Source organism: Pseudoxanthomonas suwonensis (genome assembly GCF_000972865.1).
Lineage (GTDB): Bacteria > Pseudomonadota > Gammaproteobacteria > Xanthomonadales > Xanthomonadaceae > Pseudoxanthomonas > Pseudoxanthomonas suwonensis_B.
Map to the genome: position 1 here is coordinate 2,892,977 of NZ_CP011144.1, position 14,459 is coordinate 2,907,435.

General features: G+C 72.2%; 10 protein-coding genes and 3 pseudogenes. 10 read left to right on the plus strand and 3 right to left on the minus strand.

Annotated features, from left to right (window positions below):
- Positions 1–37: 37 nt before the first annotated feature.
- From WQ53_RS17445 to WQ53_RS11905, 5 genes and pseudogenes are all read left to right on the plus strand, one after another.
- Positions 38–1,765 (plus strand): annotated as a pseudogene (locus WQ53_RS17445) (Hpt domain-containing protein); the annotation flags it as partial.
- Positions 1,766–2,587: 822 nt separating this feature from the next.
- Positions 2,588–3,232 (plus strand): annotated as a pseudogene (locus tag WQ53_RS17450) (Hpt domain-containing protein); the annotation flags it as partial.
- 522 nt (positions 3,233–3,754) lie between these two features.
- A pseudogene (locus tag WQ53_RS17455) lies at positions 3,755–6,619 on the plus strand (hybrid sensor histidine kinase/response regulator); the annotation flags it as partial.
- On the plus strand, positions 6,606–7,781 hold the full coding sequence (locus WQ53_RS11900; RefSeq protein WP_052632660.1) for a chemotaxis protein CheB: 1,176 nt from the start codon (positions 6,606–6,608) through the stop codon (positions 7,779–7,781). The pseudogene WQ53_RS17455 and the gene WQ53_RS11900, both read left to right, overlap by 14 nt.
- 32 nt (positions 7,782–7,813) lie before the next feature.
- On the plus strand, positions 7,814–8,284 hold the full coding sequence (locus WQ53_RS11905) for a chemotaxis protein CheW (RefSeq protein ID WP_052632662.1): 471 nt from the start codon (positions 7,814–7,816) through the stop codon (positions 8,282–8,284).
- A gap of 124 nt (positions 8,285–8,408) precedes the next feature.
- Here WQ53_RS11905 and WQ53_RS11910 read toward each other — a convergent pair whose 3' ends face one another.
- Both WQ53_RS11910 and bioA read right to left on the minus strand, forming a co-directional pair.
- On the minus strand, positions 8,409–9,143 hold the full coding sequence (locus WQ53_RS11910; RefSeq protein ID WP_052632664.1) for a 16S rRNA (uracil(1498)-N(3))-methyltransferase: 735 nt from the start codon (positions 9,141–9,143) through the stop codon (positions 8,409–8,411).
- The gene (gene bioA, locus WQ53_RS11915; protein ID WP_052632666.1) at positions 9,134–10,525 is read right to left on the minus strand and encodes an adenosylmethionine--8-amino-7-oxononanoate transaminase; all 1,392 of its coding nucleotides are present in this window, start codon (positions 10,523–10,525) and stop codon (positions 9,134–9,136) included. The genes WQ53_RS11910 and bioA overlap by 10 nt, the downstream gene beginning before the upstream one ends.
- Before the next feature lie 74 nt (positions 10,526–10,599).
- Here bioA and nudE point away from each other — a divergent pair, with 74 nt between their 5' ends.
- The 5 genes from nudE (at position 10,600) to WQ53_RS11940 (ending at position 13,940) form a co-directional block, all read left to right on the plus strand.
- Entirely contained in the window at positions 10,600–11,145 is a 546-nt protein-coding gene (nudE, locus tag WQ53_RS11920) for an ADP compounds hydrolase NudE (protein WP_052632668.1), read from the plus strand.
- Positions 11,142–11,939, plus strand: a complete 798-nt coding sequence (gene cysQ, locus WQ53_RS11925; protein ID WP_052632670.1) for a 3'(2'),5'-bisphosphate nucleotidase CysQ — start codon at positions 11,142–11,144, stop codon at positions 11,937–11,939. The genes nudE and cysQ overlap by 4 nt, the downstream gene beginning before the upstream one ends.
- A 514-nt stretch (positions 11,940–12,453) precedes the next feature.
- Entirely contained in the window at positions 12,454–13,278 is an 825-nt protein-coding gene (gene mazG / locus WQ53_RS11930; protein ID WP_052632672.1) for a nucleoside triphosphate pyrophosphohydrolase, read from the plus strand.
- A 7-nt stretch (positions 13,279–13,285) separates the two neighbouring features.
- Positions 13,286–13,609: a YnfA family protein gene (locus tag WQ53_RS11935; protein ID WP_052632674.1), complete on the plus strand. Its 324-nt coding sequence runs from the start codon at positions 13,286–13,288 to the stop codon at positions 13,607–13,609.
- A gap of 28 nt (positions 13,610–13,637) precedes the next feature.
- On the plus strand, positions 13,638–13,940 hold the full coding sequence (locus WQ53_RS11940; RefSeq protein ID WP_052632676.1) for a DUF962 domain-containing protein: 303 nt from the start codon (positions 13,638–13,640) through the stop codon (positions 13,938–13,940).
- Between the two features lie 10 nt (positions 13,941–13,950).
- On the opposite strand, the gene WQ53_RS11945 is transcribed toward WQ53_RS11940, so the two are convergent.
- Positions 13,951–14,322 carry a DMT family protein gene (locus tag WQ53_RS11945; RefSeq protein ID WP_052632678.1) on the minus strand — a complete coding sequence of 124 codons (372 nt, stop codon included), beginning with the start codon at positions 14,320–14,322 and terminating at the stop codon, positions 13,951–13,953.
- Positions 14,323–14,459 lie beyond the last annotated feature (137 nt).

Below are 14,459 nucleotides of genomic sequence, written 5' to 3' on the forward strand. Positions count from 1 at the left end.
CGCGCATGCGGGGCAATGGCCACGCCGGGAGCCGCCGATGAGCGCCCTGCGCGACGCCATGAGCCACGCGGTTCTGGGCTGGGTCAAACCGGAGCTGGACGAGACCCTGCGCCAGGCGCGCAGCGAGATCGAGGCTTTCGTCGAGAACCCGGCCGACAGCAGCCGCATGCGCTTCTGCGCCGGTTACCTGCACCAGGTGCAGGGCACACTGCGCATGGTCGAGCTGTACGCCCCGGCGATGGTCGCCGAGGAGATGGAGCTGCTGGCCCAGGCGGTGCAGCAGGGCGCGGCCAACGACCGCGACGAGGCCTGTGCCACCCTGATGCGCGGCACCGTGCTGCTGCCCGACTACCTGGAGCGCCTGCAGAACGGCCACCGCGACATCCCGATCGTGCTGCTGCCGCTGCTCAACGACATCCGCGCCGCGCGCGGCGCCGCCGGCCTGAGCGAGAGCGTGCTGTTCGCGCCGGACCTGAGCGGCCCGCTGCCCGAGCAGGTGCCGGACGCCTCGCCGCTGCCGTGGACCCAGCGCCAGGACAAGGTGGCCTCCGCCCAGGCCCGGTTCGAACAGGCACTGGCCGCCTGGCCGGAAAACGCTGCGCCAGCGGACCCGGACGCGCTCGCCGCGGCCGCGGCCGAACTGCTGGAGAACGCCCGCCACGACACCACCCGGCGCATGCTGTGGGTGTCGTCTTCGGCCGCCGACGCGCTGCGCGACGGTGCGCTGGCCCCGACCGACGCGTTGCGCGGCGCCTTCACCGGCGTCGTCCGCGCGGTGCGCCAGGCGCACGAGGACGAGTCCGTGCCGGCCGCCGCCCAGGGCGTGGCCAGCCAGGAACCGACCCGCCAGCTGCTGTATCTGGTGGCCCAGACGCGCGCGCCGCACCCGGCACTGGAAGCGCTGCGCGAAGCCTTCGACCTGGACGCGCACGCGCCCAGCGAGGCCGAGCTCGACCATGCGCGCGGCAGCCTGGCCGGCCGCAACCGCGACCTGCTCAACACCGTCGGCGGCGTGGTCAAGGAAGAACTGCTGCGGGTCAAGGACGCTCTGGACCTGCACCTGCGCACCGGCAGCGATGCCGCCGCGCTGCAGCCGCAGGCGGCCGAGCTGGCCAACGTCGCCGACACTTTGGGCATGCTCGGCCTGGGCGTGGCCCGCGACGTGGTCCTGCAGCAGCGCGAGGCGCTGGACGCGATCGCACGCGGCGACAAGCCGGCCAGCGAGAGCGCGCTGCTGGACATCGCCGGCGCGCTGCTCTACGTCGACGCCTCGCTGGACGACCAGGTCGCGCGCCTGGGCGCCGGCGAGGAAACCGGCGAGGACGCCAGTGCCGCCGAGGCGCGGCGCACGGTGGAAGTCCTGGCGCACGAGGCGATCGCCAACTTCGCCGCCGCGCGCGAGCACTTCGTCGCCTTCATCGAGACCAACTGGGACCATGCCCGCCTGCAGGACGTGCCGCAGCTGCTGTCGGAGGTGTCCGGCGCGCTGCGCATCCTCGACCTGCCGCAGCCGGCCGACTACCTGGAAGGCGTGCGCCGCTACATCGACACCGAGCTGCTGCAGCGCCGGCGCGTGCCCAGCGGCCGCCAGCTCGACACCCTTGCCGACGCGATGGCCAGCCTGGAGTACTACCTCGAGGCGCTGCGCGACCGCCGGCCCAACCGCGACGAGATCCTGGAGATCGCCCGCACCAGCCTGGAAAGCCTGAGCTACTGGCCGCTGCCCGAGCCGGCCGCGGCCGAGCCGGCGGAAGCCGACGCGCCGCCGCCGGTCCCGGTGGCGGCCGTGGCGCTGGCCGCACCGGCGGCCGTGGCCGCCTCGCAATGGGACCCGGTCGTCGCCGAACAGGAACTTCCCGCCGCGCCGGATGAAGCGGTCGCGGCCGCCGCTGCCGCGATCGAGCCGGAACCGCTGGAAGCTCCGGCGTTGGAGGTCGAGCTGCCGGCCATCGAGCCGGCCGAAGCGCCGGCGCCGCCGGCACTCGTCGCCGGGCAGTGGCTCAGCTTCGATCCGGTGGCCGCGGAGGCCGACCACGAAACCCCGGCCACGGCTTCCGTCGATGAAACCGCCGGTGCGCTGGTGGACGAAGCCGGAGACGCTGCTCCCGAAGCCGAAGCCGAAGCCGAAGCCGAAGCCGAAGCCGAAGCCGAAGCCGAAGCCGAAGCCGAAGCCGAAGCCGAAGCCGAAGCCGCACCGGCCGGCGACGGCCTGCAGGCCATGCCGGTCGGCGATAGCGGGCAGTGGCTGGACCTGAGCATGAAGGTCGAACCGGACCTGCGCGCGGCGCAGGTGTACGAGAGCCGGGTCAGCCACATCGAACTGGATGCCGAATCGACCTCGCTGATCGCCGAGATCTCGGCGGCCGCGGCCGGCCTGGATGACGCCACCGCCGTTGCGACCGCGGCCGCGGTGGCAGGAGCGGCGATCTCGCCTTCGACCGAAGCCGAAGCGGCGACCGAAGCCGCCGAGCTGGCGGCCGAAACCGCGGACGTCATCGGCGGCTTCGACGACACCCAGGACATCGACGCCGACATCCGCGAAGTGTTCCTCGAGGAGTTCGACGAGGAGCGCGCCAACCTCGCGCGCATGGTGCCGCACTGGGGGCAGGCGCCCGGAGAAATGGAGCGGCTGCGCCCGATCCGCCGCGTGTTCCACACGCTCAAGGGCAGCGGCCGCCTGGTCGGGGCCAGCGCGCTGGGCGAGTTCAGCTGGAAGATCGAGGGCATGCTCAACCGCGTGCTCGACGGCACGCGCCCGCCGAGCCCGGCGGTGCTGGCGATGGTCCAGCAGGCCTGCGACGTGCTGCCGCAGTTCGATGCGGCCCTGCGCGGCGCAGGCAGCGTCAGCGCCGACCTGTACGCGATGGAGGCGGTGGCCGACCGCATCGCCGCTGGCGAGGACGCGGTCTACGCGCCGCCCGCCGCCGTGGCCCCGGTCGCGCCCGCGCCCGCGGAACAGGCGCCGGTCCCGGTGCCTGCCGTCGAGGAGGAGGGCACGCCGGCCTCGGTCGACAGCGTGCTGCTGGAGATCCTCGAGGCGGAAGTGGCCTCGCACCTGGAGACGGTGGACACCTGGATCGCGGCCGCGCGCCTGGCGCCGGAACCGGCGAGCGACGCGCTGCTGCGCGCGATCCATACCATGAACGGCGCGTTCGCGATGACCGACGTGCCGGAGATCACCACGGTCACCGACCCGGCCGAGACCTTCATCAAGCGCTCGCTCGCCGCTTCGCAGGTGCCCGACGCCGCGGCGGTGGACGCGCTGGCGACGATGGCCGACGCGGTCCGCGCCTGCGTCCTCGCGCTGCAGACCGAGTCGCCGCGGATTCCCCGTTTCACCGCGCTGGCCGAGCGCCTGCGCGCACTGGCCGACACCCTGCCCGAGGCGCGCTGGCCGCAGCCGACGGAGGCCGAGGTGGAACCGGTAGTGGACGGCGCGGCGGAAGAACTGACCACCGTCGAGGACCTGAGGGCCTACCTCGACGCGCCCGCCGAGGCGACGGAGAGCCCGGAGGCCACCGCCGGTGCGGGGGCGGACGAGGACCGTACTGCTGCCGCCGCGGCGGGAGTCGTCGCGGCCGGTGCATTGGCGGCAGGCATCGCCGAGGCGACGCCTTTCGACCGTGCCGGTGCGGCTGCTTCGGATGCGGGCGAGGCCGAAGCCGTCGCAGCCGATGTCACCGAAGCCGTCGGGACCGCCGAAGCTGGCGAGGCTTCCGAGGCTGGCGAGGTCTTGGAAGTCGCCGGGGCAGTCGAAGCCTTCGAGTTCGTCGAAGCTGCGGCAGCGGACGACGTGGCCGAAGCGGCGGAAGCTGTCGAAACCGCCGAGCTTGCCGAAACCGCCGAACCCATCGACGTCGACGAGGCCATCGAGTCCATTGAACTCGAAACCGTCGAGGCCGCCGAAGCTGAAGAGGCCATCGAGACCATCGAGGCCATCGAGGCCATCGAGGCCATCGAGGCCATCGAGGCTGAAGAGACCATCGAGGCTGAAGAGACCATCGAGGCTGTCGAGACCGCAGAAACGGCCGAGGCCGTGGAGTCCGTCGAAACCAGCGAGGCCAAAGCCGCGCCGATCGAAGCGGAAACCGCCACCGCGGCGGTCGCCGTCGTCGAATTGCCGGCGCTGGGTGCCCCGTTGCCGGAGGCCAGCACCGAGGAGGAAATCGTGCCAGACGGTCCGATGCTCGATTTCACCGAACTGGATCGCGACCTGGTCGACATCTTCGTCGAGGAAGGCGTCGACATCCTCGACCACGTCGACGGGCTGATCCAGGAACTGCGCCAGGATCCGACGGCGCGCGAGCCGGTCATCGGCCTGCAGCGCGACCTGCACACGCTCAAGGGCGGCGCGCGCATGGCCGGCATCGCCTCCATCGGCGACCTCGGCCACGTGATCGAGTCGCTGCTGGAGGCGGCCGCCGAACAGCGCACCGAGCTGCAGCGTGGCGACATCCACCTGCTCGAACGCGGTTTCGACACCCTGCACCGCCTGCTGCAGCACACCCGCGCGCACCGCGTCACCGAGATCCCGCAGGCACTGATCGACGAGTTCGAGGCGCGGATCCGCGGCCAGGCGGCGGCCGCGCCCGCCGACTCGGCCGAGGCCAGCTACGTGGCCGCGCTGGCCACCCCGCCGGCGGTGGAGCCGGCAGTGCCGGAAGCCGAGGTGCCCGCCGTCGTGGCGGTCGCCGCTGCCACTGCCGCGGTGCCGGCGCCCGAGCCGCAACAGCCGCAGGCGCCGGTGCCACTGTCGGCGCCGGTGGAGGACGAGGCGCCCGCGGCCACCGAGGAGGGTGTGCCGCGCACGCCGCAGGAACAGGTGCGCGTGCGTGCCGACCTGCTCGACAACCTGGTCAACCATGCCGGCGAAGTGGCGATCTACCGCTCGCGCCTGGAGCAGCAGCTGGGCGCGTTCCGCAGCGCCATGGCCGAGCTCGACCGCACCAACGCGCGCCTGCGCGACCAGCTGCGCCGCCTGGACCTGGAGACCGAGGCGCAGATCGTCGCCCGCTACCAGCGCGAGCAGGACAGCGCCGACCCGACCTTCGACCCGCTGGAGCTGGACCGCTTCTCCACCCTGCAGCAGCTCAGCCGCGCGCTGAACGAGTCGGCGGCCGACTTGACCGGCCTGCAGGGCGTGCTCGACGACCTGGCCCGCCAGTACGACGTGCTGCTGCAGCAGCAGTCGCGCGTCAGCTCGGAGCTGCAAGACGGGCTGATGAGCGCGCGCATGGTGCCGTTCGACAGCATCGTCCCGCGCCTGCGCCGGGTGGTCCGCCAGGCCGCGCACGACACCCGCAAGCAGGTCCAGCTCAGGCTCGACGGCACCCACGGCGAGCTCGACCGCAATGTGCTCGACCGCATGGTCGCGCCGCTGGAGCACATGCTGCGCAACTCGGTCGCCCACGGCCTGGAATCGCCGAAGGACCGCCGCGGCGCCGGCAAGGACGAGGAAGGCACGATCACCATCGCGCTGCGCCGCGAAGGCTCGGAAATCGTGCTGCAGGTGGTCGACGACGGCCGCGGCCTGGACCGTGCCGCGATCCGCCGCCGCGCCGAGCAGCGCGGGCTGATCAAGCCCGAGGCCGAGCTCAGCGACGCCGAACTGGATTCGGTGATCTTCGAGTCCGGCTTCAGCACCTCGGAGAAGGTCAGCCAGCTGGCCGGCCGCGGCGTGGGCATGGACGTGGTCCGCAACGAGGTGCGCCAGCTCGGCGGCACGGTCGAGATCGAATCGACCGCCGGCCAGGGCGCGGTCTTCACCCTGCGCCTGCCGCAGACCCTGGCGGTCACCCAGGCGGTGTTCGTGCAGATCGGCGACACCACCTACGCGGTGCCGGTGGCCTCGGTCAGCGGCATCGGCCGGATCTCGCGCGAGCGCTTCGAGGCCGGTGGCGGCGTCTACCGCTACGCCGGCGAGGAGTACGCGCTGCACGACCTGGGCCTGCTGGTCGGGCAGGGCGCGGCCAAGGCCGAAGGCCAGGCCCAGGTGCCGCTGCTGCTGGTGCGCGCCGGCGACCTGCGCGCGGCGGTGGCGATCGACCAGGTGGTCGGCAACCGCGAGATCGTGGTCAAGCCGGTCGGCCTGCAGATCGCCTCGGTCCCGGGCATCTACGGCGCCACGATCACCGGCGACGGCCGCGTGGTGGTGATCCTGGACGTCGCCCCGCTGGTGCGCCGCCATCTGGCCCAGCCCGAGCGCCCGGCCGCGGTCGAGCCGCTGCAGGCGCGCCACGTGCCGCTGGTGATGGTGGTCGACGACTCGCTGACCATGCGCAAGGTCACCGGCCGCGTGCTGGAGCGCCACAACTTCGAAGTGGTGGTGGCCCGCGACGGCGTCGAGGCGCTGGAACGGCTCGAGGAGCGCGTGCCGGACCTGATGCTGCTCGACATCGAGATGCCGCGCATGGACGGCTACGAGCTGGCTACCGCGATGCGCGCCGACGAACGTTTCCGCGGCGTGCCGATCGTGATGATCACCTCGCGTACCGGCGAGAAGCACCGCCAGCGCGCGTTCGAGATCGGCGTGCAGCGCTACCTCGGCAAGCCGTACCAGGAGCTGGACCTGATGCGCAACGTCTACGACCTGCTGGGGATCGCGCGTGCGCGCGGCTGACGGCCGCAAGCCGGTGGCCCTGCTGGCACGTGCCGGCGCCGCGCGCGACCGCCTGCGCGAAGCGCTGGACGCGGCCGGCGCGCGGATCGTGCTGGAGGAGGATCCTTCCGCGGTCGACGCCGCCACCTTCGCCGCGGCCGCGCCACAGGCGGCGCTGGTGGCGCTGGAGCCGGCGGTGGAGGACGCGCTGGTGGCACTGGAGCCGGCGCTGGAGGCCCCCGGCCTGCTGGTGATCTTCGACGAGGCCGACCTGGCCGCGCGCCGCGACGGCTGGGAAGCGCAGCGCTGGATCCGCCACCTGGCGGCCAAGCTGCACGGGCATGGCGACGTACTGCCACCGGGCTGCGAGCAGGACGTGCTCATCGACCTGCAGCCGGGCCATCCGGCCACGCCGCAGCAGCTGCATGCCGAGGATCCGTTCGAGACGCACCTGGCCGAGGCGGCGGTGCTGGCGGTCGAGCTGCCGCAGGACCGCCCCGGCGAACCTCTGCCCGAACCGGCCGCCGCGGCGCCTGCCGTGCAGGACTGGTCGCTGGCCGCCGAGGTGCAGGTGCCGGCGTTCGAGCGGGCCGGCAAGGAGCCGCCGCCGCTGCCCGACTTCTCGCGCCTGGAACTGGTCGCGCTGGAGCCCGAGAACGAGTCGGGGGTCAAGGGTGCGGTGCTGGTGATCGCCGGGATCGGCGGTCCCGACGCGGTGCGCAAGCTGATGGCGGCCCTGCCCGCCGAGTTCAACCGGCCGCTGCTGGTCCAGCTCAAGCTCGACGGCGGCCGTTACGACAACCTGGTCAAGCAGCTGGCGCGCGTGTCGGCGCTGCCGGTGACGATGGCGATGCCGGGCGACGCGGTCGCCGCCGCGACGGTCTATGTGCTGCCCGAAGGCGTCGGCATCGAGATGAAGGACGAGGGCATGGCCTTCGTCGACGGCGCCGGGGAACTGGTTGCCTCCCTGCCGCCGGCCGAGAGCGCGGTGGTCGTGCTTAGCGGCGCCGATCCGGCGCGGGTCGACGCGGTGCTGGCGTTGGCCACCCGCGGCGGCCACATCGCCGGCCAGTCGCTGGAAGGCTGCTACGACGCGACCGCGGTGAAACTGATGGCTGCCGGCGGCGCCGAACTGGGCACGCCGGCGCAACTGGCCGAACAGCTGGCCCTGCGCTGGCCCTGATCCGGCGCGGGCCTTTCGAGGAAGAAGGACAGATGGGCTACAACAGCGACGAAATCCGCGGGGTACTGATCCAGGTCGGCGAGGAGCGGCTGCTGCTGCCCAACGCCACCGTGGCCGAGGTGCTCGCGCGCGTGGCGATCGAGCCGGTGGAAGGCACGCCGGAGTGGCTGGCGGGCCAGATCGTGTGGCATGGCTGGAACGTGCCGCTGGTGGCGTTCTCGCGCCTGGCCGGGCTCGGCCAGGAACCGGCGATGCGCAACAACCGCGTGATCGTGCTCAAGGGCCTGGGCAAGGACGAGACCCTGCCGTACTTCGCGCTGCTGACCGCCTCGTTCCCGCAGCTGGTCTCGGTTCCGCGCGACAGCCTGCTGGCGGACGCCTCGGAGGAAGACCTGCCGCGCGGCATACAGATGCGCGTACTGCTCGGCGAGCAGAGCGCGCTGCTGCCGGACCTGGAAGGGGTAGAGCGCATGATCGGCGAGGCACTGGCCGCCACCGCCTGACTAAATGGGGTCAGGTTCATTTTCTTCGGGCACCCCCGCCCTAAATGGGGTCAGGTTCATTTTCCCGATCGGACAACACCGCCTTGGGTGCCCGAAGAAAATGAACCTGACCCCATTTAGGGCTTCACAGGTCGCCGAAGCGCGCCTGCAGCGCGGCGATCGCCGCCAGTCCCGCGGTCTCGGTGCGCAGCACGCGCGGTCCCAGGCGCAGGCCGGTGAAGCCGGCGGCCTGGAGGATGTCGCGGTCGCGTGGCGACCAGCCGCCCTCCGGCCCGATCGCGATCCAGACCTGGGCGTCCGCCGGGCTTGCCAGGCTGTCCAGCCGGTGTTCGCCCTGCGGATCGAGCACCAGGCGCAGGCCGTCGCCCTGCAGCGTGCGCGCAGCCGCGTCGAGCGCGGCCGGCGCGGACAGGGCCGGCACCCGCGCCCGCCCGGACTGCTCGCAGGCCGACTCGACCACGCTGCGCCAGTGCGCCAGCCGCTTCTCCGCGCGTTCGGCGTCCAGGCGCACTTCGGTGCGTTCGCCCGAGACCGGCACGATCGCGGCCACGCCCAGCTCGGTGGCCTTCTGCAGGATCAGGTCCATCTTCTCGCCGCGCGCGATGCCCTGCAGCAGCACGATCCGCAGCGGCGACTCGTTGTCCACCGGCTGCCGGTCGAGCACTTCGACCCGCACTTCGCGCTTGCCGACGGCCGCCAGCCGCGCCGGGTAGTCGTGGCCGTCGCCGTTGAACAGCACGCAGGCGTCGCCCTCGCGCAGGCGCAGCACCCGCACCAGGTGGGCGGCGGCGCGCTCGGGCAGGGCCAGCTCGGCGCCGGGCTGCAGTGGCAGCTCGACGTGGCAGCGGGTCAGGCGCATGCGGTGGCCTCCTCGATCGCCTCTGCGGTGACGGTCGCCAGCAGCTCCAACTGCGCGTCGTCGACGCAGTAGGGCGGCATCCAGTACAGCACGTCGCCGAGCGGACGCAGCAGCACGCCGCGCTCCAGCGCGGCCCGGTAGGCGCGCAGGCCCACGCGCGCCGCCGCCGGGAATGGGGTGCCGCGGTCACCGTCGCGGGTCAGCTCGAAGGCCACCACCATCCCCGCCTGGCGCACGTCGGCCACGTGCAGGTGCGCGGCCAGCGGCGCGGCCAGCGCCGCCATCCTCGCGGCGGTGCCGCGGTTGCGTTCCAGCACGCCGTCGCTGTCGAAGATGTCCAGCGAGGCGAGCGCGGCGGCGCAGGCCAGCGGGTTGCCGGTGTAGCTGTGCGAGTGGAGGAAGGCGCGCTCACGCGAATCGTCGAGGAAGCCGTCGTAGATCGCCTGCGTGGCCAGCACCGCGGCCAGTGGCAGGAAGCCGCCGGTCAGGCCCTTGGACAGGCACAGCAGGTCCGGGGCGATGCCTGCCTGCTCGCAGGCGAACATCGTGCCGGTGCGGCCGAAGCCGGTGGCGATCTCGTCGGCGATCAGCAGCGCGCCGTTGGCGTCGCACAGCTCGCGCACCCGGCGCAGGTAGGCCGGGTCGTGCATGCGCATGCCGCCGGCGCATTGCAGGCGCGGTTCCACGATCACCGCGCAGACCTCGCCGGGGTGGCGGTCGAACAGGTCGGCCAGCGCATCGGCGGCGCGCGCGGCCGGCTGCGCGGCGGTTTCGCCGGGCGCGGCCAGCCAGGCGTCGGGCGAGGGCGCGAACAGCGCCTCGGCCAGCAGCGGCGCATAGATGCGCCGGTACAGCGGGATGTCGCCCACCGCCAGCGCGCCGAGGGTCTCGCCGTGGTAGCCGTTTTCCAGTGCAACGAATTTCGTGCGCGCCGGTTCGCCGCGGTTGCGGAACCAGTGGAACGCCATCTTCAGTGCCACCTCCACCCCGGCCGAGCCGTTGTCGGCGTAGAACACCTTCGCCAGCGGCGCCCGCCCGGCCTGGCGCGGCGCGATGGCCAGCAGCCGCTCGGCCAGTTCCACCGCCGGCGCGTGCGAGAAGCCGGCCAGGATGACCTGTTCCAGCGTGCGCGCCTGGCGGGCGATGGCCCCGGCGATGCGCGGTTCGGCGTGCCCGTGCAGGTTGGTCCACCAGCTGCTGATCCCGTCCAGGATGCGGCGGCCGTCGTAGCCGACCAGCCAGGCGCCGTCGCCGCGTTCCACCGGCACCAGCGGCAGCACGTCCGGGTGCTCGCGCATCTGCGTGCAGGGGTGCCACAGCACCGCGAGGTCGCGGTCGCGCCATCCCGCCGCACCATGCGTGGACGCCGGGTCTGTTAGCATTCGCGGTCCATGAGTACGTTCGTGCATCCCGCCATGATATCGGCCGCATCCCGGCCGCGCCGCGGGAGCCTGCGATGAGCCGCCACCTGCCCATCGTCCATGGCACCACCGTGCAGGACGCCGGCCCGTACCGGCTGGAACGGCTGGACCTGGAGTTCGCCAACGGCGAACGCCGCCGTTTCGAGCGGATGGTCAGCCGCGGCCACGGCGCAGTGGTGGTGGTGCCGATGCTGGACGACGAAACGGTGCTGCTGGTACGCGAATACGCCGCCGGCGTGCACCGCTACGAGCTGGGCCTGGTCAAGGGCCGGATCGACGCGGGCGAAAGCCCCGGACAGGCGGCCGACCGCGAACTCAAGGAGGAAGCCGGCTACGGCGCGCGCCGCATCGACGTGCTGCGCGGCATGACCCTGGCGCCGACCTACATGAACCATGTCTCGTGGCTGGTGCTGGCGCGCGACCTGTATCCCGAGAAGCTGCCCGGCGACGAGCCGGAGGAGCTCGAAGTCATTCCCTGGAAACTGCAGGAACTGGAAAAACTGATGCTGCGAGACGATTTTTCCGAAGGCCGGTCGCTGGCCGCGCTGTTCATCGCCCGCGCCTGGCTGGCGGCCCGATGATCCGGATCACCGCCGACCTGCGGGAAACGGTCATCGCCATCGCCCGCCAGGCCGGCGCGGCGATCATGGAGGTCTACGCCGGCGGCTTCGACGTCGCCCACAAGGACGACGCCAGCCCGCTCACCGCCGCCGACCTGGCCGCGCACCGGATCATCGTCGAAGGACTCGAGCGGCTGACCCCGGACCTGCCGGTGCTGTCGGAGGAGTCGGTCGACGTGCCGTGGCAGACGCGCCGGCACTGGTCCAGTTACTGGCTGGTCGATCCGCTCGACGGTACCCGCGAGTTCGTCAAGCGCAACGGCGAGTTCACCGTCAACATCGCCCTCGTCCATCAGGGCGCGCCGGCGATGGGCGTGGTCCAGGCGCCGGTCGGTGGCCAAGTCTGGCATGCGGTGCGCGGCGAACTGGCTTACAGGCGCGACGGCCACCGCGACACGGTGCTGCGCGCGCGCGCGCCGGCGACCGCGCCGTTGCGGGTGGCGGCCAGCCGCTCGCACCGCGACGCCCGCACCCAGGCGGTGCTGGACCGGATGGGGCCGATCGAGGAGGTGGCGCTGGGCTCATCGCTGAAGTTCTGCCGGATCGCCGAGGGCGGGCTGGACGTGTACCCGCGCTTCGGACCGACCTCCGAATGGGACACCGCCGCGGCGCAGTGCGTGCTGCATGCGGCCGGCGGCGCGCTGCTGGCGGCCGACACCGGCAAGCCGTTCCGCTACAACCGGCGCGAGTCGCTGCTCAACGGCGACTTCATCGCCCTGGGCGACCCCGACCTGCCCTGGCGCGACTGGTTGTAGGAGCCGGGCTTGCCCGCGACGCGGCGCCGTCGGCCCAGGCGACGCCCTCGTGGTCCCGACGCCCGTGTCGCCGACTGAAGTCAGCTCCTACAGGAGAGCGGCCGCGCCGCGGCTGTTGTAGGAGCCGGGTTCAGCCGGCGACCCGACGCCGTCGGCCCAGGCGACGCCCTCATGATTCCGACGCCCGTGTCGCCGACTGAAGTCAGCTCCTACAGATAGAGCGGCCGCGCTGCGGCTGTTGTAGGAGCCGGGTTCAGCCGGCGACGCGGCGCCGTCGGCCCAGGCGACGCCCTCGTGGTCCCGACGCCCGTGTCGCCGACTGAAGTCAGCTCCTACAGGAGAGCGGCCGCGCTGCGGCTGTTGTAGGAGCCGGGTTCAGCCGGCGACGCGGCGCCGTCGGCACGGGCGACGCCCTCGTGGTTCCGACGCCCGTGTCGCCAGCAAGCTGTGCTCCTACAGAGGGGCGCGCCCGGGCGCCATCGCCTTGCCCGTCATGCCACGCTAGAGTCGCCGCATGGATGATCCGACCCGCCCCATCGACCGCCTGCTCTCGATCATGGCCCGCCTGCGCGATCCGCAGGGCGGTTGCCCCTGGGACCTGGAGCAGGACTTCTCGACCATCGCGCCGTACACGATCGAGGAGGCCTACGAGGTCGCCGATGCGATCGACCGCAACGACCTGGGCGCGCTCAAGGACGAACTGGGCGACCTGCTGCTGCAGGTGGTGTTCCATGCGCAGATGGCCAGCGAGCAGGGCGCGTTCGGCTTCGACGACGTGGCCGCCGCGATCGGCGGGAAGATGGTGCGCCGGCATCCGCACGTGTTCGGCGACGCCAGCTTCGCCGACGCCGAGGAGCAGACCGCCAGCTGGGAGGCGATCAAGCGCGCCGAGCGCGCCGCCGCCGGCGAGGAAGACCCTTCGGCGCTGGCCGGCATCTCGCGCGGCCTGCCGGAATGGCAGCGCGCGGTGAAGCTGCAGTCGCGCGCCGCGCGCACCGGCTTCGACTGGCCCGGGCCGGAGCCGGTGATCGCCAAGCTGCACGAGGAGATCGAGGAGGTCCGCGCCGAGTTCGCACGGGGCGAGGTGGAAGCCAACCGCGAGCGCCTGCAGGACGAGATCGGCGACCTGCTGTTCGTGGCCGCCAACCTGGCCCGGCACGCGAAGGTCGACGTCGGCGCCGCGCTGCGCCAGGCCAACCTCAAGTTCGAGCGCCGCTTCCGTGCGATGGAAGTGCTCGCCGAGGCCGACGGCACGCCGCTGCCGACGCTGACGCTCGAGCAGCAGGACGCGTACTGGGACCGCGCCAAGCGGATCGAGCGCGGCCAGGCGGACCGGTAAGGCGCGCATGGTCACCTTCCTGCTGTTCGCCGTCACCGCGCTGGCCGAGATCCTCGGCTGCTGGCTGGTGTGGTCGTGGCTGCGCAACGGCGGCAGCGCCTGGCTGCTGCTGCCGGCTACCGTGAGCCTGGCCGTGTTCGCCTGGCTGCTGACCCTGCACCCGACCGCGACCGGGCGCGTCTACGCCGCCTACGGCGGCGTGTACGTCAGCCTGGCGATCTTCTGGCTGTGGTGGGTCGACGGCGTGCGCCCGACCCGCTGGGACCTGTTCGGCGCGGCGTTGTGCCTGGCCGGCATGGCGGTCATCATGTTCGCGCCGCGCAACGCGTAGGGCGCGGCGGTCCTTGGGAGGGGAGGCGATGGCCCGGTTCGCCAGTTTCCGCGAGTTCTATCCGTACTACCTGTCCGAGCACGGCAACCGCACCTCGCGGCGGCTGCATTTCGTCGGCAGCTGCGGCGCGCTGGCATTCGCCGCCGCCGCGCTCGTCGACCGCAACCCGTGGTGGCTGCTGGCCGGGCTGGTCTGTGGCTACGGCTTCGCCTGGGTCGGGCACTTCTTCTTCGAGAAGAACCGGCCGGCGACCTTCCGCCATCCGTTCTATTCCTTCGCCGGCGACTGGGTGATGTTCAAGGACATCCTGACCGGCAGGATCCGCTTCTGAGCGCCGCGGCTCAGGTCGCCGCCCCGGGCCCCTCGTAGAACATCAGGAACGCGGCGCCGACGATCAGCACGAAGGCCGCGTAGTGGTTCCACTTCAGCGGCTGGCCCAGGTACCAGGCCGAGAAGCCGGCGAACACCACCAGGGTGATGATCTCCTGGATGGTCTTGAGCTGGACCACCGAGTAGACCGCGCTGCCCATGCGGTTGGCCGGCACCATCAGCAGGTATTCGAAGAAGGCGATGCCCCAGCTGACCAGGATCACGGTCAGCAGCGGCGCGTGCTTGTACTTCAGGTGCCCGTACCAGGCGAAGGTCATGAACACGTTGCTGCCGAGCAGCAGCACGACCGGGACGACGAAGGCGTTGAAGGGGAGGGAAGGCATGGCGACGGTGCCGTGGGAAGGGTCGCGCGCAGCATAGGGCAGCGCCTCGCTTCGATCATTACGCTGGTACGCGGCCCCGGTGCTGCCGGAGACGGCCACCTGTCCAGCCTGGGTGCGGCAGCCTTTTAGAAGCCCCT